This is a genomic window from Cellulophaga sp. RHA_52 (genome assembly GCF_007827205.1).
GTDB classification, from domain to species: Bacteria; Bacteroidota; Bacteroidia; order Flavobacteriales; family Flavobacteriaceae; genus Cellulophaga; species Cellulophaga lytica.
In genome coordinates this window covers 556,137-578,477 of sequence record NZ_VIRZ01000001.1, presented here as the reverse complement: position 1 = coordinate 578,477, position 22,341 = coordinate 556,137, and the positions used below count along the sequence as shown (strand labels likewise).

18 protein-coding genes and 1 tRNA gene are annotated in these 22,341 nt (G+C 33.1%); 12 read left to right on the top strand and 7 right to left on the bottom strand.

The window, feature by feature from the left end:
- Positions 1 to 149 precede the first annotated feature (149 nt).
- Positions 150 to 1,802: a solute:sodium symporter family transporter gene (locus JM80_RS02475; RefSeq protein WP_034644866.1), complete on the top strand. Its 1,653-nt coding sequence runs from the start codon at positions 150 to 152 to the stop codon at positions 1,800 to 1,802.
- A gap of 58 nt (positions 1,803 to 1,860) precedes the next feature.
- Here the strand turns inward: JM80_RS02475 and JM80_RS02470 are convergent, their stop codons facing one another.
- From JM80_RS02470 to JM80_RS02455, 4 genes are all read right to left on the bottom strand, one after another.
- Positions 1,861 to 2,961, bottom strand: a complete 1,101-nt coding sequence (locus JM80_RS02470; RefSeq protein ID WP_144709125.1) for a DUF4407 domain-containing protein — start codon at positions 2,959 to 2,961, stop codon at positions 1,861 to 1,863.
- A 117-nt stretch (positions 2,962 to 3,078) separates the two neighbouring features.
- Positions 3,079 to 5,427 carry a M56 family metallopeptidase gene (locus JM80_RS02465; RefSeq protein ID WP_144709124.1) on the bottom strand — a complete coding sequence of 783 codons (2,349 nt, stop codon included), beginning with the start codon at positions 5,425 to 5,427 and terminating at the stop codon, positions 3,079 to 3,081.
- A 2-nt stretch (positions 5,428 to 5,429) separates the two neighbouring features.
- On the bottom strand, positions 5,430 to 5,795 hold the full coding sequence (locus tag JM80_RS02460) for a BlaI/MecI/CopY family transcriptional regulator (protein WP_034644721.1): 366 nt from the start codon (positions 5,793 to 5,795) through the stop codon (positions 5,430 to 5,432).
- A 286-nt stretch (positions 5,796 to 6,081) separates the two neighbouring features.
- Positions 6,082 to 7,470: a dipeptidase gene (locus tag JM80_RS02455; RefSeq protein ID WP_013621181.1), complete on the bottom strand. Its 1,389-nt coding sequence runs from the start codon at positions 7,468 to 7,470 to the stop codon at positions 6,082 to 6,084.
- 119 nt (positions 7,471 to 7,589) lie between these two features.
- Between JM80_RS02455 and JM80_RS02450 the strand changes: the two genes are divergently transcribed.
- Positions 7,590 to 7,671 (top strand) — tRNA-Leu (locus JM80_RS02450).
- Between the two features lie 43 nt (positions 7,672 to 7,714).
- Here the strand turns inward: JM80_RS02450 and JM80_RS02445 are convergent.
- Positions 7,715 to 8,317: an alpha-ketoglutarate-dependent dioxygenase AlkB gene (locus JM80_RS02445; protein WP_089118384.1), complete on the bottom strand. Its 603-nt coding sequence runs from the start codon at positions 8,315 to 8,317 to the stop codon at positions 7,715 to 7,717.
- 132 nt (positions 8,318 to 8,449) lie between these two features.
- On the opposite strand from JM80_RS02445, the gene JM80_RS02440 reads away from it, so the two are divergent.
- The 4 genes from JM80_RS02440 to JM80_RS02425 all read left to right on the top strand — a co-directional run bounded on the left by JM80_RS02440 (position 8,450) and on the right by JM80_RS02425 (position 14,795).
- Positions 8,450 to 8,851, top strand: coding sequence for a hypothetical protein (locus tag JM80_RS02440; RefSeq protein ID WP_144709123.1), 402 nt, complete (start codon positions 8,450 to 8,452; stop codon positions 8,849 to 8,851).
- A gap of 154 nt (positions 8,852 to 9,005) precedes the next feature.
- Complete coding sequence (locus JM80_RS02435; protein WP_144709122.1) at positions 9,006 to 10,088, top strand: efflux RND transporter periplasmic adaptor subunit; 1,083 nt, start codon at positions 9,006 to 9,008, stop codon at positions 10,086 to 10,088.
- A gap of 23 nt (positions 10,089 to 10,111) precedes the next feature.
- On the top strand, positions 10,112 to 13,354 hold the full coding sequence (locus JM80_RS02430; protein ID WP_144709121.1) for an efflux RND transporter permease subunit: 3,243 nt from the start codon (positions 10,112 to 10,114) through the stop codon (positions 13,352 to 13,354).
- On the top strand, positions 13,338 to 14,795 hold the full coding sequence (locus JM80_RS02425) for a TolC family protein (RefSeq protein ID WP_144709120.1): 1,458 nt from the start codon (positions 13,338 to 13,340) through the stop codon (positions 14,793 to 14,795). The genes JM80_RS02430 and JM80_RS02425 overlap by 17 nt, the downstream gene beginning before the upstream one ends.
- A 161-nt stretch (positions 14,796 to 14,956) precedes the next feature.
- Here JM80_RS02425 and JM80_RS16545 read toward each other — a convergent pair whose 3' ends face one another.
- Together JM80_RS16545 and JM80_RS02420 are read right to left on the bottom strand one after the other, a co-directional pair.
- Positions 14,957 to 15,082 carry a hypothetical protein gene (locus JM80_RS16545; protein WP_013621187.1) on the bottom strand — a complete coding sequence of 42 codons (126 nt, stop codon included), beginning with the start codon at positions 15,080 to 15,082 and terminating at the stop codon, positions 14,957 to 14,959.
- A gap of 98 nt (positions 15,083 to 15,180) precedes the next feature.
- The gene (locus JM80_RS02420; RefSeq protein ID WP_144709119.1) at positions 15,181 to 16,431 is read right to left on the bottom strand and encodes a 3-deoxy-D-manno-octulosonic acid transferase; all 1,251 of its coding nucleotides are present in this window, start codon (positions 16,429 to 16,431) and stop codon (positions 15,181 to 15,183) included.
- A 92-nt stretch (positions 16,432 to 16,523) separates the two neighbouring features.
- Here JM80_RS02420 and JM80_RS02415 point away from each other — a divergent pair, with 92 nt between their 5' ends.
- The 6 genes from JM80_RS02415 to JM80_RS02390 all read left to right on the top strand — a co-directional run bounded on the left by JM80_RS02415 (position 16,524) and on the right by JM80_RS02390 (position 22,339).
- Positions 16,524 to 17,678 carry a DegT/DnrJ/EryC1/StrS aminotransferase family protein gene (locus JM80_RS02415; RefSeq protein WP_144709118.1) on the top strand — a complete coding sequence of 385 codons (1,155 nt, stop codon included), beginning with the start codon at positions 16,524 to 16,526 and terminating at the stop codon, positions 17,676 to 17,678.
- A gap of 16 nt (positions 17,679 to 17,694) precedes the next feature.
- Positions 17,695 to 18,711, top strand: a complete 1,017-nt coding sequence (gene galE / locus JM80_RS02410; RefSeq protein WP_144709117.1) for a UDP-glucose 4-epimerase GalE — start codon at positions 17,695 to 17,697, stop codon at positions 18,709 to 18,711.
- A 77-nt stretch (positions 18,712 to 18,788) separates the two neighbouring features.
- Positions 18,789 to 19,154, top strand: coding sequence for a hypothetical protein (locus JM80_RS02405; RefSeq protein ID WP_144709116.1), 366 nt, complete (start codon positions 18,789 to 18,791; stop codon positions 19,152 to 19,154).
- A 111-nt stretch (positions 19,155 to 19,265) separates the two neighbouring features.
- The gene (locus JM80_RS02400) at positions 19,266 to 20,696 is read left to right on the top strand and encodes an ATP-binding protein (RefSeq protein WP_013621192.1); all 1,431 of its coding nucleotides are present in this window, start codon (positions 19,266 to 19,268) and stop codon (positions 20,694 to 20,696) included.
- Positions 20,697 to 20,707: 11 nt separating this feature from the next.
- The gene (locus JM80_RS02395) at positions 20,708 to 21,484 is read left to right on the top strand and encodes an enoyl-CoA hydratase/isomerase family protein (protein ID WP_144709115.1); all 777 of its coding nucleotides are present in this window, start codon (positions 20,708 to 20,710) and stop codon (positions 21,482 to 21,484) included.
- Between the two features lie 3 nt (positions 21,485 to 21,487).
- The gene (locus tag JM80_RS02390) at positions 21,488 to 22,339 is read left to right on the top strand and encodes a hypothetical protein (RefSeq protein WP_013621194.1); all 852 of its coding nucleotides are present in this window, start codon (positions 21,488 to 21,490) and stop codon (positions 22,337 to 22,339) included.
- Positions 22,340 to 22,341 lie beyond the last annotated feature (2 nt).

The following is a 22,341-nucleotide window of genomic DNA, read 5'->3' as shown; positions in this document are numbered from 1 at the left end:
TAGTTTGGTAATTACATTAAAGTTTAAGTTAAACTACATCGTTTTCGGTTAAATTTATAACAAAAGATATATAAATGATGTCTGTGTTATTTTTTATACACAAATTATTCCAATATATTTATAAGCTTAAACCAAACTTATTTAGCACTATGTTATTAACATTACTGTCCTTTGTGGGCTTTACAGTTTTGGTGGCCGTTATATCTTATTTGGCTACAAGAAAAACTAATGAAAACTCTTCTGATGGATATTTTTTAGGAGGAAGGAGTTTAACTGCAGGTGTTATTGCAGGGTCTCTTTTACTAACAAACCTTTCTACAGAGCAACTAGTAGGTTTAAATTCTGATGCTTATACAGATGGTTTGTCTGTTATGGCTTGGGAAACGTTAGCAGCAATAGCAATAGTTATTACTGCTATTTTTTTATTACCAAGGTATTTAAAAGGTGGTTTAACAACCGTACCGCAGTTTTTAGCAGAACGTTTTGATGTTACTACAAAAACAATAACATCTGGTTTGTTTTTAACAGGTTACGTAGTTGTATTATTACCCGTAATTTTATACTCTGGTTCTGTTGCCATAAGCGGAATGTTTAATGTGCCAGAAAACCTAGGAATTAGCCACACTGCATCTATATGGCTATGTGTTTGGGGTATTGGTATTATTGGCGGTATTTACGCTGTATTTGGAGGCTTAAAAGCCGTTGTGGTATCAGATTCTATTAATGCAATAGGATTGTTAATTGGTGGTATTTTAATTCCTGTTTTTGGTTTAATGTATATAGGAGATGGTAGTATAATAGATGGCTTATCTATTTTAACTACAGAAAATCCAGAGAAATTTAACTCTATGGGTACTAAAACAGACTCAGTTCCTTTTTCTACAATTTTTACAGGGATGATGTTGGTTAACCTTTTTTATTGGGGAACAAACCAACAAATTATACAAAGAGCCTTAGGAGCCAAAAACTTAGCAGAAGGACAAAAAGGGCTATTACTAGCTTCTTTTATAAAAATATTAGGACCGTTAATTTTAGTTTTACCTGGTATAATAGCGTTTCATATTTTTGAAGGTAAAATAGATTCTTCTAGCGCATACCCTCTACTAGTTGGTAAAGTATTGCCAGATTATTTAGTTGGCTTTTTTGCAGCAGTATTGTTTGGTGCAATTTTAAGTTCATTTAATAGTGTTTTAAACAGTTCTGTAACTTTATTTGGCTTAGACATCTACAAACAACATATAAACCCAGAAGCTAGTGAAACTAAAGTTGTTAAAAACGGTAAAATATTTGGTATTGTATTGGCTTTAGCGGCAATGTTTATTGCGCCTTTTATAGCAAATGCAGGTAGTTTATTTGGTTATTTACAAGAAGTAAACGGTATTTATAGTATTCCAATTTTTTCTGTTATAATAATTGGCTTTTTAACTAAAAGAGTACCAGCTATTGCAGCAAAGGTTGGTATTATATCTGGATCTTTACTGTATATTATAAGTCAGTTTTTAATGAAACCATATTTTGTAAGCTCTGCTTTAGAGAAAGCAGAAGCAGCAGGAGTTACTAGTGCAGATGCATTAGCTGTAGTAGAAGCAGATGCATACCCACACTTTTTACACGTAATGGCTATTTTATGTGTAGTAAACTCTTTAATAATGTTGGCTATTGGTAAAATAAAACCAAGAGAAACTGCTTTTGAGCAAAAATATACAGAGCAAGTAGAAATTAAGCCTTACAAATACGTAAACCAAATAGGTATTGTTATTTGTTTAATAGTAGTAGCAATATACGTGTACTTTGCTAATTAAGTAATTGTACTTTAAAATATAAAGAGGTTAGTTTAGCAAAACTAGCCTCTTTTTTTTATTACAAGTTTTTAGCTTGTATGTTATGGAAAGCGTCAGTTTGTTGTTTTAACAACTTTTCTGCTTGTTGTTTTTTATAATTGTAAATTTCGTTTTCTTGTTCAATATCTTCATATACTTTTTTATTTATTGCCGCATCTGTTTGCATTAAAGTGTTACGCTGTTCTACTTTCTGTGTAACCCAGGTTTTAACAATACTTTCTTCTTCCTCTAACTTAAAATCGTACATTCCTTTAGGAGCTAATAATTTTGCAATTATAGGAGATGTTTCTATAGCTAAAAACAATAAAAATATAAAGAATGATGGTAGCCAAGGTAGCTTGTTTAAAGCCGTTATACGAGCCATTAAACCATCAAAACCATCAATAATGGGTTGTGAGTCTTTAACAGAGGCAGCATATGCTGTATCTAATGCCACTGCTTGCTCTTCTAGCGTAGTAATTTTTGCGGCATTGTTTTCTTTTAGCTTTTGTAATTCTTGTAAGGCAGCATCATGTTTTTGTCTTTTTTCTTCATAAACTGGTCCTTTACCTAGCAGTTTAGTACCTTCCCTTCCTTCTGCCTCGGCAATATAAGTGTTGTAAAGCGCATTTGTTTCTGCTTCTTTAGCTGTAATTTCTTGTTTTAATTTTTCTATAGATTGATGAATGACTTCCTTTTTAGGACTGTACTGTAATGCAATTTGTTCCTTGTTTGCAAGCGTTAAATCATTCTTTTGTTCTAATAAAACCTGATTGATTTCTTTTTCAAAAATCTTCATTTCTAAAGGTTTGGAAATAACAATGGCTATTATAACAGCTAAAACAATACGGGGTGTGGCCTGTAACAATTCACTTTTAAAATTGTCTCTTTTTTTAATGGTAGAAACAATAAAGCGGTCTAAATTAAAAATAAGTAAGCCCCAAACAAGTCCAAAAAAAACAGCGTAGTAAACATTATCAAAAACAGTATACAACGCATATGCACTGGCTATAAAAGCCATAACAGCAGTAAAAAATACAGTTGCGCCAATACCAGCGTATTTGTTTTGCTCACCGTTAGAGCAAGTTTCTAGTATAGCAGTGTCTGCTCCGGAGCAGAGTATAAAAAAACGTTTAATCATAAGTGTTCTTTTTTTTGATGATTGATGTACCTATAAGAACGCATTTTGCAATGATTTGTTACAAAAAAAGCCTCTAAATGAGGCTTTTTATTACTTTTTAAGACATTATTATGAAAATTAATTCTTTATTGGTGGAGCAGGAGGTGGCGGTGGTGGTAATGGAGCCGCTCCTTTTTCTTTTTTAATTAGCGCACTACATTTCTCATAGCTTTTCATTGTTTTCTCATACAACTTATTTAATTCTTCCCTGGTTCCCTTACCTTCTTTTCTGTATTTACTAACAGCAGTACCATATGCATTAGCATCTTTTTTAAACGTAGCTCTGGCTTTTGCAAGTTCTTTAGAGTCTTGTTTGTTATTTGATGGAGGTAATGGTGGTGGGACTATATTAGACTCTATTTTTTCTTTTTTTGCTATGGCATTGTATATATCCAGAGTCTTCATTGTTTTGTTATACAATTTTGTTAACTCTTCCTTGGTTATTTTTTCTCCTTTAGAGTATGCTTTTACAGCAGCAGCATATTCAGTAGCATCCTTAGTCCAATCTGTCCAAGCTTTTTTTATCTCTTTAGAGTTATGTTTTAAACTAGCATTTGCAGCAGGCGGTGGCGGCGGAGGTGGTGGCAATAATTTTTTATCTTCTGCCGTTAACTCGCTTCTTTTTTTGTATTCTGTTTTGCCATTTCTAATTAGTATAACGTATGGTAAAATAGGTGCTTTTACTCTTTTTACTTTAGCTCTATCTTCTTTGCTTAAGCTAAAGTAGATGCTACCCAAAAGCGTAAAAAGATCATCAATTTTCTTTTTCTCAGCTTCTGATCTATGTATATAATGTGGTTCTTGTTTAGTTAAGGTTACATATGTGTTGTACTCTTTTTTATAGGTTTCTAAAGGATCTTGTTTTTCTTCTTTTATAACTAAACCTAAGTGTTCAGAATTTTTAACAGGGATACTTTCAGGGAAAACAATATTATATTTTTTTATTTCTTCTTTACTAAACTCAGCATAAAGTTTTTTTAATTGAACATTTTTTATTTCTAAATCATCGTTAGAAATTTCGCTATTTTTTTTAAATGAATGTAACTCACTATTATACTTTTGTAGTATGCTATTATATGTATTTACATCTGCCTTAACATACGTATTAGTAAAGCCTTGTTTGGTAAATAAATTTACTTGGTGTTCTTGCGGAAACTTTGCGCTACGTGCATTTTTGTATACGTAGCTATTGTTAAAATGTACAATATCTGATGCCGAATACTTGTTTAATACAGAATTAGGAACGTGTTTATTATCTATCCAAATAGCAAAGTTTTCTTTGTTTTTCCAAGAATTAAACTCCGATTGCGTTGGTGCTTTTTTTGTAGTATTTTTTAAATCTGCGCTAGGGAATTTTAGAATTGTTTTATGGTCTGTAACGGTTGCACGCTGTTCTTCTGTCATTAGATCATAAATGGAAACTATACGCTGATAGTACGTCATATCTATTACTTTCTTCTTTGCATTGTTGTATTTTTTGAAAAATGTACGATATTCTTGCATCATTTTCTCTGAGGCACCTTTACCTGCATTTTTAGTCGCGTGTGAGGCTTGAGTGTCTACTAAAATTTCTTCTGTTTTTTGGTTGCTAAAACTGTAAAAAAGCAATGCTGCTAAAGGAATAAGTAGCAAGCTTCTTAATACAACCGACCGTTTTGAGGTTCTTTTTTTCATAACTGTAAATCGTTTTTTGATTGATGAATAATTAATTGAATTTGCCATATATGGCTCTGTTACATTTGATGAAAATGCGAGTAAAATTTTTCTGTAGCTAACAGTGTCCGCACCCTGATTTAGGACAGCTTGATCTGCTAAAAATTCGTGATTTAATTTAATAGCGTGTTTTATAAAATAGATAAGCGGATTAAACCAGAATACAACTTGTAAAACCTCTATAAGTAATACGTCTATAGAGTGTTTTTGCTTTGCATGTGTAATTTCATGCAGCAACACTTCTTTTGGTATTTGTTTTTGTTGATGGGCTTTTTTATTTAAAAATATATAACTTAAAAAAGTATGGGGTGTAGTTTTCTCAGTTAACAGTACATTAGTATGGTTCTCTAGTCTTTGCTTAGGATTTTGCTTTATTTTTAAAAATAGGTTAGTGCTATTTTTAATAAATTTTATGCTAAAAATTAAAACACCCAAGCCGTAAATACTCCAAATTAGGTAGGACCAGTAATTGGTAGGTTCTACAATAGTTTCTGTAGTGTTTATGTTGCCATACTCCAATGGTGTTTTATAAATTGCTATTGGTACTTGTATGTATGTTGTAAACGTTATTAGTGGTATACCAAAACTTAAAACTAAAGCAGCTAGTAAGTAAAAACGTTTAAACTTGTGCATATTTTGCCCTTCTAAAAATAGTTTGTAAAAAAGGAATAAAGTTGCTAAACAAGCTGTAGATTTTAATAGGTACATAAGCATAACTATTTATTTTTTAGTTCTTGGTCTATTAACTCTCTTAAATGTGCCAACTCTTCTTTTGTTAGGTTGGTTTCTTTAGTAAAGAACGATGCAAATTGTGATGCACTATCATTAAAAAAGTTTTTTATTAAGCCGTTTACGTGTTTAGAGAAATAGGCTTTCTTTTTTACGAGCGGATAATATTCTCTGGATTTACCGTATAGATTGTAGGCTATAAAATTCTTGTCTGCCATACGTTTTAACATTGTAGCCACAGTAGTGGTTGCAGGTTTAGGATCTGAATACTGATCTAGCAAATCTTTTAAAAATGCTTTTTCTAATTTCCAGAGGTGGTTCATTAATTCTTCTTCTGATTTTGATAACTGCATAATTGTACATATTTAGAATGTTCTCTACAAACGTAGAACAAAAAAATGAATTCTACAAGTGTAGAGTTAAATTATTTTTTGTGAATGTTTTAAAATGAGCGCATTATGGTTTATTTGCAAGGTGCTAACATTTTTTTGCGTTAAGGATAGGAGTGAAAAGCCCACAGCGTAGCGAGGACTTGTAGCGTATAGCCTGCCCGTAGGAACGCCCTAATATAATTGCTTGCATAAAAAAAGTCCGTTTTAATTAAAAAACGAACTTTTAAATTGTGTTATGTATGTGATATTAAGAACTCATATCTGTAAAATTCTTGTAGAAATAAGGAATAGTTTCTATACCTTTTAGGTAGTTCCAAATTCCAAAATGCTCATTAGGTGAGTGTATTGCATCACTATCTAACCCAAAGCCCATTAATATGGTTTTGCTTTGTAGCTCTTGCTCAAATAAAGAAACAATTGGTATACTACCACCGCTACGTTGTGGTATTGGTGTTTTGCCAAAAGTAGTTTCGTATGCCTTAGATGCTGCTTTATAACCAACACTGTCTATAGGTGTTACGTAACCTTGTCCGCCATGATGTGGGTTTACTTTTACTGTTACACCTTGTGGTGCTATGCTTGTAAAGTGCTTAGAGAACAATTCTGTTATGTTTTCCCAGTCTTGGTTTGGTACCAAACGCATAGATATTTTTGCGTAAGCTTTGCTTGCTATTACGGTTTTTGCACCTTCGCCAGTGTAACCACCCCAAATACCATTTACGTCTAGAGTAGGGCGTATAGAGTTACGCTCGTTAGTGGTGTATCCTTTTTCTCCGTAAACAGCATTTATATCTAATGCTTTTTTATAGTTTTCTAAACTAAAAGGAGCTTTTGCCATTTCTGCGCGTTCTTCTGCAGATAATTCTTCTACGTTGTCATAAAAACCAGGAATGGTAATATGGTTGTTCTCGTCATGTAAAGACGAAATCATTTTTGTTAGTATGTTTATTGGGTTGGCAACAGCGCCACCGTATAAACCAGAGTGTAAATCTCTGTTAGGGCCTGTAACTTCTACTTCTACATAGCTTAAACCTCTTAAGCCCGTTGTTATAGATGGTACGTCTTTGGCAATCATACCAGTGTCACTAATTAAAATAACATCGTTTTTAAGTTTTTCTCTGTTTTCTTTTACAAATGTAGATAGGCTAACGCTACCAACTTCTTCTTCACCTTCTATCATGAACTTTACGTTACAAGGTAGTTGGTTGGTACTTACCATAAATTCTAAGGCTTTTACGTGCATGTACATTTGCCCTTTGTCATCACAAGCACCACGAGCAAAAATTGCACCTTCTGGGTGAAGGTCTGTTTTTTTAATTACAGGCTCGTATGGTGGTGAGTCCCATAGGTTAATTGGGTCTGCTGGTTGCACGTCATAATGACCATAAACTAATACCGTTGGTAAATCTTTATTTATTATTTTTTCTCCGTAAACAATAGGAAAACCTTGAGTTTCACAAATCTCTACCGTGTCACAGCCTGCTTTTACTAAAGCATCTTTAACAGCATCTGCAGTTGTAAGTACATCATGCGCATAAGCAGGGTCTGCACTAACAGATGGTATTTTTAGAAGTTCTATAAGTTCATTTAATAATCTGTCTTTATTACTATCTATAAAGCTTTTTACGTCTTGCATAATATGTTTTTGATAAAGTATAAATGTACAAAAAAAAGAAGTTTTTATAATTAAGTATTTCAAAATTGATTTTTTGCATTATATTTGCAACCCAATTGGCAAAATTGCTAGTTGAAAATGCAGGCGTGGTGGAATTGGTAGACACGCTAGACTTAGGATCTAGTGCCGCGAGGTGTGAGAGTTCGAGTCTCTCCGCCTGTACAAATAAAAAGCCTTTCAGGAAACTGAAAGGCTTTTTTTTATGCTAATTCTCTATTGTTCTAAACGTTAAGTTTATTCTGGGTGTACTTACTTTTTTTGTTGGTGGTAGTCTGTGTAACCAGTTTTTTTGAGTAGTACCTGTCATTACCAATAAACTTCCTCTGTCTAAATTAATATCTATTTTTTGCTTGTTCTCTTTATGTTTAAAACTAAACTTACGTTCTGCACCAAAACTTAAAGACCCTATTGCCCCGTTTTCTTTTAAATCTTTTTCACCGTCACTATGCCAAGCCATACCTTCTTCTCCTGAGTGGTATAAGTTTAACAAGCAAGAGTTAAATGTTTCTCCGGTTTTTTCCTCTACTATTTTTTTTAGTTCTAGTAGCTCTTTTGTCCACGGTAGGGCTGTTTTGGTAATTTTAGAGTAGGTGTAACTAAATGGGTTGGTTGCATACCAAGCTACTTTGCGTTTAGTAGTTATGGTTTTTCCAAAAATAACAGCTTTATCATTCTCCCATCGTATATTGTTAAATAAATAATTATAGTACTCTTGAGCTTTACTGGTTGGCATTATTGCTCCGTAATAATACACTTCGCCATCAAAAGGAAGTATATTTTTTTGTATGTCTGTGTTAAATAAATCCATTTATAATCATAAAAATAATCAATCAATTTTAAATGGTTGTGATGTGCCTATTTAAAAATAAATAAACCTTTAACGTTTATTAACAGTAAAATTTTGTCCAGTAAATATCTGTCGCATTATTTTGCATTCTGTATGACAGTATCACTAAAAAATAAGACTGCTCTTTTATTAGCATTGTGTTTTACAATGTTGGGTAGCTTATACGCTAATGTTTCATTAGAAAATAGTGGTGCTTTACAGCAAACAACCAATACAGATTCTGTTACTAAGCAAATAGAAAATGTAGGTTTGTCTGTACTAAATAAACACAGTCATTTTGCAACAGAGCTAACAGAGGCAAATGAAGAAGAAGTAACAGAAAATGTTACGCCTAAAAAATTAAGTAATAACAATGGCAATTTTAAAGGTGCCTTTTTTTCTGCTCAAATTTTAGGTTTACCATCTACACTACTTACTAAAACACATTATTTATTACACACCAATTTAGGGAGTGTTTTAAAAATTTATATAAAGTACCAAGTACTACTTATATAGAAAACCAATAAAGCAGTAGCCACTTACTAATACTGCTTACACACCACACCATTATTTATTTTGTCTAAGGACATAGCGGTAATATACGTATAGTTTTCTGTGCGTTTTTGCCACACGTATTAACAATCAATTATTTTAAAAAATCAATCGTATTATGAGGAGAACTTCTATACTCATAGGCCTATTGCTTGTGCTTTGTTTTGCCAGCTGTGAGTCTAAAAAAGAAGAAAAAAAAGAGGAATCTAAATTTCTTGTTACCAATCCTGTTAAAAAAGACACCATTATTAAAAAAGACTACGTATGCCAAATACACTCTATTAGGCATATAGAAATACGTGCTTTAGAAAAAGGGTATTTAAAACATATTTCTATAGATGAGGGGCAGTTTGTAAAAAAAGGTCAAAAGCTTTTTAATATAATGCCAAACGTGTATCAGGCAGATTTACAAAAAGCAAAAGCTGAAGCAGAAGTAGCAGAAATAGAATACAAAAACACAAAACTACTAGCAGATAGTAATGTGGTTTCTGCAAATGAATTAGCAATGTCTAAAGCAGAATATGATAAAGCTAAAGCAGAGGTGTTTTTAACACAAACCCATTTAAGTTTTACAGATATTAGAGCTCCTTTTGATGGTATTGTAGATCATTTAGAAGCTAGAGAAGGTAGTCTTTTAGATGAAGGAGAAAAATTAACCACACTGTCAGATAACAGTAAAATGTGGGTATACTTTAATGTGCCAGAGGCAGAGTATTTAGACTACATTACAAATACGGGTAAAGCAAGAGCTAAACAAGTAGAGTTGGTTATGGCAAACAATAAAATGTTTAATCAAACAGGTATTGTAGAAACTATAGAGGGTGAGTTTAATAACCAAACTGGTAACATTGCGTTTAGAGCAACATTTCCTAATCCAGATAAAATATTAAGACACGGTGAAACTGGTAGTGTACTTATGTCTGTTCCATATGATGACGCCTTACTAATACCACAAAAAGCAACTTTTGAAATTTTAGATAAAACTTACGTGTATGTTATAGATGCTAATAGTGAGGTTAAGCAAAGAGAAATAGAAATTGAAGCTACCTTACCTAACTTATTTATTGTTAGCAAAGGCCTTTCTACTAAAGATAAAATACTGCTAGAAGGGTTGCGTATGGTAAAAAATAACGAAAAAATACATACCAAGTTTTTAGAACCAAATACGGTACTAAAAGAACTAGACCTGTATGCAGAATAATTACAAAATAGAACTATAAAAATATGTTTAGTAAATTTATAAAAAGGCCTGTGTTGGCTATTGTAATTTCTGTAATTATTATTTTTACAGGACTGTTAGCAATAAACCAATTGCCTATATCCCAGTTTCCGCAAATTGCACCTACAACTGTAAATATTTTTATTGCTTACCCTGGTGCCAGTGCAGATGTGTTGGTAAAATCTACCTTAATACCTTTAGAGACTTCTATAAACGGTGTACAAGGTATGCGTTATATAGCTTCTGATGCTACAAGTGCCGGTGAAGGAACTTTACGTGTAATTTTTGAGCCTGGTACAGACCCCAATGAGGCTGTTGTTAAAATAAAAACACGTGTAGATCAAGTAATGCCTTTGTTGCCAGAATTGGTGCAGCGTGAAGGTGTAATTATTACTCCCGTACAACCTAGTATGCTTATGTACGTTAACTTGTACAGTAATAAAAAACATACAGACGAAAAGTTTTTATACAATTATGCCTATACCAAAATGGTACCCGAAATACAACGTATAGATGGTATTGCAAGTGCTAAAATTTTAGGTAGCCGTAAGTACGCTATGCGTGTTTGGCTAAAACCAGATCGTATGCGTGCATACAATGTTTCTGCAGAGGAGGTTTTAAAAGCAATGGAAGACCAAAGTATTTTGGCCAGACCAGGTAGAATTGGTAGAAGTTCTGGTAAAAAATCACAAGCGTTAGAATATACATTGGTATACCAAAATAGGTATAGTGAGCCAGATCAATACAAAGACATCATTATTAAGGCTAATGAAGAAGGAGAAATTTTAACGCTAAAAGACATTGCTGATGTAGAGTTAGGAAGTGAGTTTTTTGATATCTACTCTAATTTAGATGGTAAGCCATCTGCATCTATTGTATTAAAGCAAACCTTTGGTAGTAACGGGAGTGATGTAATAGACGCAGTTAAAGATAAACTGAAAGAGCTTAAAGAAGATTTACCTCCTGGTATAGATTATAAAATTAGTTATGATGTTTCTAATTTTTTAGATGCATCTATAGAACAAGTATTACATACGCTTAGAGATGCATTTATTCTTGTAGCTATTGTAGTGTTCTTGTTTTTGGGAGATTGGAGGTCAACTTTAATTCCAATTATAGCCGTGCCAGTATCACTTATTGGTGCATTTTTTATTATGCAACTATTTGGGTTGTCTATAAACTTAATAACCCTATTTGCACTGGTATTGGCAATTGGTATTGTGGTAGATGATGCTATAGTTGTGGTAGAAGCCGTACACGCAAAAATGGAAGAAGAGCATTTAACACCTTACAAGGCTGTTAAAAGTGTTGTTGGAGAAATTGGTGGCGCTATTATAGCAATTACATTGGTAATGGTTTCGGTTTTTGTTCCTATTTCTTTTATGACAGGTCCGGTTGGTGTGTTTTACCGTCAGTTTTCTATAACAATGGCTGGTTCAATAGTTATTTCTGCATTAGTTGCTTTAACATTAACGCCAGTACTTTGTGCAATGTTATTAAAGCACAATGATGGTAAAAGAAAAAAATCGCCAGTAGATAAGTTTATAGATTGGTTTAACAGAGGCTTTGAACGACTTACAGGTAGCTATGTAAAAATTTTAAATAAAATTGTAGCTCGTAGAATTTTAACTTTTGGCGTCTTGGCAATATTTTGCGCAGGTATCGTTTATACCAGTAAAATTTTGCCTGCTGGTTTTATACCTAATGAAGATCAAGGGATGATTTATGCCATTATACAAACTCCTCCAGGCTCTACATTAGAGCGTACAAATGAAGTTGCCAGAAAACTACAAGCCATATGTGAAGAAACAGAGGGTGTACAATCTGTTTCATCATTAGCAGGTTATGAAATAATGACAGAGGGTCGTGGTTCTAATGCTGGTACGTGTTTAATAAACTTAAAACCTTGGTCAGAGCGCCACCATTCTGTTCATGAAATAATGGAAGAACTAGAGGAAGAAACCAAAAATTTAGGTGCAGTTATAGAGTATTTTGAGCCGCCTGCAGTCCCTGGTTTCGGTTCTTCTGGTGGTTTTTCTATGCGTTTGTTAGATAAAACCAATGGTACAGACTATCATGAGTTCGAGAAAATAAACAACAACTTTATGGAAGCTTTAGGAAAGCGTAAGGAGTTAAGTGGCTTGTTTACTTTTTATGCAGCTAATTATCCGCAATATAAACTTAAAATAGACAATAAAGCAGCTATGCAAAAAGGGGTGTCTATTGGTGCGGCTATGGAAAACTTAAACATTTTAATTGGTAGTACTTATGAGCAAGGATTTATACGTTTTGGAAGATTTTTTAAAGTATATACCCAAGCAGCACCAGAGTACAGAGCTTTGCCGTCTGATTTAGAAAAGCTTTTTGTAAAGAGTGAAGAAGGTAAAATGGTACCGTATTCTGCTTTTATGAAGATTGAAAAAGCACTTGGTCCTAATGAAATTACTAGGTACAATTTATACAATTCTGCTGCAATTAGGGGGCTGCCGGCTCCTGGTTATACTAGTGGCGATGCTATAAAAGCAATACAAGAAGTAGCAAAAGAATCTTTACCACATGGTTATGATGTTGCGTGGGAAGGATTGTCTTATGATGAGGCACGCAGAGGTAACGAGTCTATCTACATTTTTGCAATTGTATTAGTGTTTGTATACTTAGTGTTGGCAGCACAGTATGAAAGCTTTTTACTGCCTTTAGCCGTAATACTATCATTACCTGTAGGTATTTTTGGTTCGTTCTTTTTATTAAAAATGATGGGACTTTCTAATGATGTTTACGCACAAATTGGTATGATTATGTTGGTTGGTTTGTTAGGTAAAAACGGAGTGTTAATTGTGGAGTTTGCGGTTCAAAAAAGAAATCAAGGTTCTACAATACTAGAAGCAGCTATAGAAGGTGCAAAAGCACGTTTTAGACCTATTTTAATGACATCCTTTGCATTTATTGCTGGGTTAATACCACTAATTATTGCTACAGGAGCAGGAGCAATAGGAAATAAAACTATAGGCGGTTCTTCTTTAGGAGGAATGCTTTTAGGGACTTTATTTGGTGTATTAATAATACCTGGTTTGTATTACATTTTTGCAAAAATGGCAGATGGGCGTAGTCTTATTAAAGAAGAAGATACAGTGCCTGCTTCTGAAGAGTTTATGCGAGCTAGTGAAAGTAAAAGCGGAATGAAGGCTCGTATGGAGAAAATAAATCAACTTTTGAAAAAATTAATAGCTAAAAATGAAGATAATAAATAAATATAAAACTGTGCTTAGGCATAAAAAAGCCTATCTAGTTTGTGTTATTTGTGTGTTTGCTTTTTATTCTTGTGTTCCTACAAGAGAAATAAAAAATGAAAATACAACAGTGCCAACTGTATATAATAACGCAACTACAGACACTGTAAATTCTGCTGTTATGAAATGGGATCAGTATTTTTCTGATCCTCATTTAAAAGCAATTATAGATACGGCCTTAGTTAATAACCAAGAATTAAATATTATGCTACAAGAAGTACAGGTGGCTAAAAATGAAATTATGGTTAGAAAAGGTGAGTATTTACCATTTGTAAACATACAGGCAGGAGCAGAGGTAGAAAAAGTTGGGCGTTATACCAGTCAAGGTGCTAATGATGCTACTACAGATATTAAAGAAGGAGAAGAATTTCCAGAGCCTTTACCTAATTATCAGGTAGCAGCAGTTGCGTCATGGGAGTTAGATGTTTGGAAAAAACTAAGGAACTCTAAAAAAGCTGCTGTGTTAGAGTATTTAGCAAGTGAAGAAGGTAAAAACTTTATGGTTACCAATTTGGTTTCAGAAATTGCATCTTCTTATTATGAGCTTTTAGCTCTAGATAATCAGCTTAAAATAATAGACCAGAATATAGCTATTCAAAAAAATGTGCTAGAAATTGTTAAACTGCAAAAACAAGCTGCTAGGGCAACAGAGTTAGGTGTAAAGCGTTTTGAAGCTGAGGTATTAAAAAACCAAAGTTCTAGATACCAAATACAACAACAGATTACTGAGGCAGAAAATAAAATTTGTTTTTTAATGGGTTCTTATCCTAAACATATTAAAAGAACCACAACAGATTTTGTAGAAATTACTACTACTCCAGTACACGCAGGTATACCAAGCCAGTTACTACAAAATAGACCAGATATTAAGCGTGCAGAGTATGAGTTGGCTGCTAATAAATTAAATATAAAAGTAGCCAAAGCCAATTTTTATCCATCAATAGGTATTAAAGCAGGTGTGGGGTTAGAGGCTTTTAAACCTAAGTTTTTAACAAAAACGCCAGAGTCTGTACTTTATAATGTTGTTGGTGATGTGGTTGCACCACTTATAAACCGTAATGCTATTAAGGCAGCATATAAAAATGCAAATAAGAGGCAAATTAAAGCGGTATACGAGTATGAGAAGGCTATTTTAAATGGTTATATAGAAACCACAAACCAATTGTCTAATATAAAAAATCTTAAAAAAAGTTTTGATGTTAAACAGCAAGAAGTAAATGCGTTAACAGAGTCTATTGCAATTTCTAACAAGCTATTTAGATCTGCTAGAGCAGATTATATGGAGGTGTTATTAACACAGCGTGATGCTTTAGAGGCAAAAATAGAACTTGTAGAAACCAAAAAAGAGCAGTTGCTAGCGCATGTAAACATATACCACGCTTTAGGCGGTGGTTGGAATTAGTTTTTTTAATTGTTATGTTTTTTAAGTTAGTTGTTAAAGTTTTTTAGTTCTCTACTTTTTCAACGAAAAAGCCCTTCAGAAATGAAGGGCTTTTTATATAATCTATAGCGTTTTAAAGCTAAATTCAAAAACAAGACGTGGGGAAAGTGCTTTTGTCCTTTTTACAAGACGCCTACGGCAGCCAAAATTAAGCATCCTACAACGGCAATTAATATTGCAATAAGTACAACAACCATTGCGCCTAGGAAACTATTTAAGACCTTTGTGCCAACAGTTAATTCTTTCATAATCTCAATAGTTTCTAGTAATTTACAAATTAAAATCGACTTTAACAATTTTATCCACTGTAAATCAAGTTGTTATGTGAGTTGTAAAAACTGTTGTATTACTTGTTTACAAGTAAAGTAACAATGTAACTTGCTATTTTGTTTGTAGCTCCAATATTTTGAGCAACGTAATTTTTATTTATTTCTGCAGTGCTATTGTAGTGTTCTTTTTTAGAAAGTAACAGATCTAAAACACTCGTAAATTCGTTTTTGCTCTTGGTAGTTAAAATACCTTTTAGTTGTACTAAATCTTCAGCTTCTTTAAAGCCTTTGTAAATTGGGCCAATTAGTATAGGAACTCCAAACACGGCAGGTTCTAAAGTGTTGTGTAAGCCGCCTTTTGTAAAACCACCACCTACATAAGCTATGTGAGCATAACTGTATACTTTGGTTAAAATTCCAATAGTATCAATAATTAAAACATCAAAATCAGAAATATCATTATTGTTTATTTCTGAAAATAAAACTACTTTTTTGTGTATGCTATTTTTTAACTCTTCTATTTGGTCTGTAATAATATTATGCGGAGCAATAACAAATTTTATATTTTTTGCAGAGGTATTATTTATGTAATCTATTAAAAATAAATGTCCTTTTGGCCAAGTACTACCAGCTACAACGCAAGTTTTGTTTTGTGTAAAGTTGGTCATAAAATCTAACTCATTGTTTTGCTCTAGTATTTTAGATACACGGTCAAACCTTGTATCACCACTAACAGTGCAATTGTTATAACCAATACTTTTAAGTAAGTTTTTAGAGTTAGAGTCTTGCACAAAAAAATGTGTAAATGCAGTTAAGCTTTTGCGCATAAAACTACCATACCATTTAAAAAATAGTTGTTCTTTTTTAAAGTAGGCAGAAACTAAAAGAGTTGGTATTTGTTTTTCTTTTAAAATTTTAAGGTGGTTAGGCCATATCTCATATTTTACAAAAACGGCAAGCTTAGGATTTACAGCTTTTATAAACTTTTTAGCATTTTTTAAAGTGTCTAATGGCATATAAACAATAGCATTAGCAATGTTGTCATCTTTTTTGACTTGGTAGCCAGAAGGAGAAAAAAATGTAACAACAAACTTGTAGGTAGGGTAATTTTTTTTAAGTTTTTCTATAACAGGCAAACCTTGTTCATACTCACCTAAAGAGGCTGTGTGTACCCAAATAACATCATCTTTTACAGAAATGTTTTTGCTTAGGGTGTTGTAAATATTTTTACGGCCCTGCACAAAGAGTTTTATTTTAGGGTTAAAATTTGCAATTATTTTAACCAAAAGAGCGGCAATGTGTACTACAATGTTATATAAAAGATGCACCTAATGTTTATTTGTCGTAAAAATACGTTTCTTTCATTAATTTCATTGTTGCCCATTGGTATTTTTGTAAATTTACCTTTCAAATTAAGGCAATGAAAAAAATTCAGATGGTAGACCTTAAAGGTCAATACCAAGATATAAAAGAGCAAGTAAACACTTCTATAGCTCAGATATTAGAAACATCAGCATTTATTAACGGTCCAGAGGTACACGCACTACAAAAAGAAATGGAAGAGTATTTGGGTGTTAAGCATATGATACCTTGTGCAAATGGTACAGATGCTTTGCAAATTGCAATGATGGGTCTTGGTTTACAGCCTGGAGATGAGGTTATTACTGCAGATTTTACCTTTGCAGCTACTGTTGAGGTTATTGCATTATTACAATTAACGCCTGTTTTGGTAGATGTTGAGCCAGATACGTTTAACATAAATCCAGCTGCTATAGAAAAGGCTATAACACCAAAAACTAAAGCTATTGTTCCTGTACATCTATTTGGACAATGTGCAAATATGGATGCCATTTTAGAAATTGCAGAAAAGCATAATTTATTTGTTATAGAAGACAATGCACAAGCAATAGGTGCAAGTTATATTTCTAAAGACGGAAGCAAGAAAAAAGCGGGCACAATGGGTCACGTTTCTGCAACATCGTTTTTTCCCTCAAAAAATTTAGGAGCTTACGGAGATGGTGGAGCTATTTTTACAAATGATGATGCATTAGCGCACACATTAAGAGGCGTTGTAAATCACGGAATGTATGAACGTTACCATCATGATGTGGTAGGAGTAAACTCTAGGTTAGACTCTATACAGGCGGCAGTTTTAAGAGCTAAACTACCTAATTTAAATACTTATAACCAAAAGCGTAGAGCAGCTGCATTAAAATATTCTATGGCTTTGGCTAACCATAAAGATATTATTACGCCAAAAATGGATGTGTGTTGTTCGGCAGACACTTGTGTTTGTGATTGTCACGTATTTCATCAATATACTTTACAAATAAAAAACAACGACAGAGATGCACTTGTAAAGCATTTACAATCTAAAGATATTCCGTGTGGTGTGTACTATCCAATTCCTTTACACTTGCAAAAGGCATATAAAGATAGCAGGTATAATGAGTCTGATTTTCCTGTTACAAACCAACTGGTAAAAGAAGTTATTTCTTTACCAATGCATACCGAGTTAGATGATGAGCAAATAACCTACATTACAGACGCAGTTTTAGAGTTTTTAAATAACTAACCAAATATAGAAATAGATGAAAATATTAGTAACAGGCGGATTAGGTTTTATTGGTTCGCACACTGTGGTAGAATTACAGAATAAAGGCTTTGAAGTCGTAATTATTGATGATTTATCTAATTCTTCAGAAAAAGTATTGGATGGTATTGTGGCTATAACTGGCACAAAGCCAACTTTTGAAAAATTTGATCTTAAAGAAAAGTCTAAAGTTCAAGATTTTTTTAAACGTCACTCTAATATTGCTGGTGTTATACATTTTGCAGCTTCTAAGGCTGTAGGAGAAAGTGTAGAAAAACCATTATTGTATTATGAAAACAATATAGGAACATTAGTGTATTTACTACAAGAGTTGTCTCCTTTGCAAAAAGCTAATTTTATTTTTAGTTCTTCATGTACTGTATATGGGCAAGCAGACATTATGCCAATTACAGAAAATGCACCAGTAAAAGAAGCAGAGTCTCCTTACGGCAACACTAAGCAAATGGGCGAAGAAATTATTAGAGACACGTGTAAAGTTGTACCAGCATTAAATGCAATAGCATTGCGCTACTTTAACCCAATGGGTGCACACCCAAGTGCAGAAATTGGAGAATTACCAATAGGAGTGCCACAGAATTTAGTGCCTTTTATAACACAAACAGGTGTTGGTTTAAGAGAGCAATTGTCTGTTTTTGGAGGAGATTATCCTACGCCAGATGGCACTTGTATTAGAGACTATATACACGTTGTAGACTTAGCTAAGGCACACGTAGTAGCTTTAGAACGTTTAATAGGCGGTAATAATAGTGCAAACTATGAAGTTTTTAACGTAGGCACAGGTACTGGAAGTTCTGTTTTAGAAGCAATAAAAAGCTTTGAGCGTGTGTCTGGTAAAAAATTAAATTATAAAATTGTAGATCGTAGACCAGGAGATATTACAACTGCCTACGCAGATACTACAAAGGCAAATACCGTTTTAGGCTGGAAAGCAGAGTCTACATTAGATGATGCTATGAAATCTGCCTGGGATTGGGAGCAAAAAATCAGAAAATAATCAAAGCTTAATGTTAAAAGTAATAAAGTATGGTTTGGGTGTAAACCATACTTTATTTTTTTGCGTACATAAAAGAGATGAGATTTAACTACCCAAATACCAAAACTCTTTTAAGCTCTGTAACGAGCCAAAACCTATATGGTAATTTGGTAACTCAATTACAAAAAGACTTTAGTTTAGCTAACATAGACTTTAATGTGCTTCAAGAAAATAAAACAATTTCTCCAGAAGAGCTTGCCACTGCCCTACGCGAAAAAATTTACCAACTGCTTTTAGAACGTTTTACAGAGTACTTAAACCTGTTGTATGTTATAGACATTCCAGAGCAAACCCTAAAGCAAATACAAGTTACAGATGCAGTGGAAGTAGCAGACCAAGTAGCATTTTTAATCTTAAAAAGAGAATGGCAAAAAGTGTGGTACAAAAAGCAATACTCTAGCTAATTAATACTAGGTTTTAAGCAATTAAGTTTGGCGTAATAATTGCTATATTTGAGGGTAAATAATAAACTCTTGTTTAAAAAATTATCACTTAGGTCGCGTATTTTTATTACCATGATGTTTTTGGTGCTTATGGCATCAATACTAATTGCTGGTGTAACTATTTATCAATACAGAGAACAATCTAAAGAATATAACCAAGACCGTTTAGAGCGTAAAGAAGCACAGATAAAGGAAAGTGTTAATCTTACAATAAGAAAAACCTCTTTTGAGCGTATTACAGAAAAATTGCATTTAATTTTTAAGGATGAGATTTTTGAAATTGCAGAAATTCAGAATGTAAATTTTAGTATTTATGATCTAGAGGGAGAATTAATTATAGACTCCCATCCCTTACTTAATAAAACATCTGTAACAACTTGTTTAGATGCTATTGTTCTTCAAAAATTAAAAACTAGTGATAATCAGCGTTACGTAGAAGAAGTTAGTCATATTGAAAAAATATCTAACGAAGAGAAAATATTTAGATCCTCTTACACTTTTATAAAGGATTTAAAATTTAGAGATATTGGTATTTTAAAGCTAGAGTATGTAGAGGATACCTCTTTTGAAGATAAAGAGCTTCCAGAGTTTTTGCTACGACTAGGTTTGGTTTACATAGTAATGTTTATAATTGCTATTGTGTTGGCTTACTTTACATCTAAATACATAACAAGGTCTTTACAAACAATTTCAGATAAGCTTAATAAAACTGATTTAAGCATTAGAAATCCAAAAATATTAATAGATAATCCTAGTGAAGAAATAGGGCGCTTAGTAGATGCTTATAACGGAATGATTGATGAGTTAGAGCAAAGTGCTGTAAAATTAGCTAAAAGCGAAAGGGAGCAAGCCTGGAGAGAAATGGCAAAACAAGTGGCTCATGAAATAAAAAACCCGCTTACTCCTATGCGTTTAAGTGTGCAGAGTTTTGAGCGTAAGTTTAACCCAAATGACCCAGACATAAAAGAGAAACTTACAGAGTATTCTAAAACGTTAATTCAGCAAATAGATACTATGAGTAGTATAGCCTCTGCTTTTTCTAATTTTGCGCAAATGCCAGCACAACAAAACGAGACGTTAAACGTAGTTAAAATTGTTAAATTAGCTGTAGATATCTTTAATGAAAGTTATATTCACTTTATAGCAGAAGAAGAGAGTATTGTGGCAAAATTAGACCGGACACAGTTGGTGCGTGTGGTTACCAATTTGGTTAAAAATGCAATGCAAGCACTACCAGAAGTAGAAAACCCTAAGGTATTGGTAACTGTAGCATCAGATGGTGATTTTGTGAAAATATCTGTAGCAGACAACGGTGTGGGTATTGCAGATGAATTTAAAGATAAAATTTTTGAGCCTAAGTTTACAACTAAAACTAGTGGTATGGGATTAGGATTAGGAATGGTAAAAAATATTGTAGAAACCTATAAAGGGAACATTACATTTACTTCTCAGCCACAAAAAGGGACAGTTTTTGTAGTGCGTTTTCCCAAAGAAAATAATTAAAACTAACAAATATGAATTTTGAAACTATTTTAGTAGAACAGCAAAATAGCACTGCAATTGTAACTATAAACAGACCAAAAAAGCTAAATGCTTTAAACAAGGCTACTATTTTAGAATTGCATAAAGCTTTTGCAAATTTAGAAGCAGATAAAAGTGTTAAAGCAATTATATTAACGGGTAGTGGTGATAAAGCTTTTGTTGCTGGTGCAGATATCTCTGAGTTTGCTAATTTTTCTGAAGAAGAAGGAGCCAGATTAGCACGTAAAGGACAAGATGAACTTTTTAATTTAGTAGAAAACTTAGGAACTCCTGTAATTGCGGCTGTAAATGGTTTTGCATTAGGTGGCGGATTAGAGCTGTCTATGGCTTGCCATTTTAGAGTAGCTAGTGATAATGCAAAAATGGGCTTGCCAGAAGTGTCTTTAGGAGTAATACCTGGTTACGGTGGTACACAACGTTTACCGCAATTAGTTGGTAAGGGTAGAGCAGTGGAATTAATAATGACAGCAGGAATGATTTCTGCAGATAAAGCATTAGACTATGGGTTGGTAAATTATGTGGTAACACAAGAAGAATTATTGCCACTTTGCCATAAACTAATAGGTAAAATTACAAACAATTCTTCTGTAGCAATTTCTGCAGCTATTAAAGCAGTTAATGCTGGTTTTACTAAAGATGGTTATGATGTAGAAATTGAAGCCTTTGGTGCTTGCTTTGGAACAGAAGATTTTAAAGAGGGTACTACTGCATTTTTAGAGAAAAGAAAAGCAAATTTTCCAGGAGCATAGTGTATGAAAAAATACTTAGGATTAAGTTATTTATTGCTTTTAGTTGGCTGTAGTAATTACGGACAATTAAAAGTAATAGCAAATATACCTGAAGAATTTAAAGAAGTATCTGGGCTTGTGTCTACAGCGCAAAATAGTGTTTGGCTTATTGAAGATAAGGGGAATAAAGATGAACTTTATAAAATTGACTCTAAAGGCAATTGGCTAAAAACACTTAAGGTTAAAAACGGCAAAAATCACGACTGGGAAGATCTAAGTAAAGATAAAGCTGGTAATGTTTACATAGGAGACTTTGGAAATAATAGTAGTGATAGAGATGATCTAGAAATTTTAAAAGTACCTAATCCTGATAATGAAAAGGGAGATGATATTGAAGCTGAAAAAATAGAGTTTAGTTATCCAGAACAGACAGATTTTTCTCCTAAGAAAAAGGAATTATTGTATGATGCAGAATCTCTTTTTTATTGGAAAAACAGCCTTTATATAATTACTAAAAATAGAGCTAAACCATTTACTGGTGAAGCACTTATTTATAAAGTTCCTGCAACTAAAGGCAAGTATAAGGCAGAGTTAGTTGGTAGTTTTATGGCGGGTACAGATGAACGTACCAGCCGAATTACATCTGCGGCAATCTCTCCAGATGAAAAAACTATAGTGCTTATTAGTAATGGTATGCTTTGGAGTTTTACAAATTTTAAAGCAGACAACTTTACACAGGGTACTGTTAAAACCATAGATTTGGGAGTAAGAACCCAGTTAGAGTCTGTTTGTTTTATTACAAATAATACCTTGTATTTAGCAGATGAATATCATAAAAAAACAGGCGGAAACCTATATATTTATACATTAAACTAGGG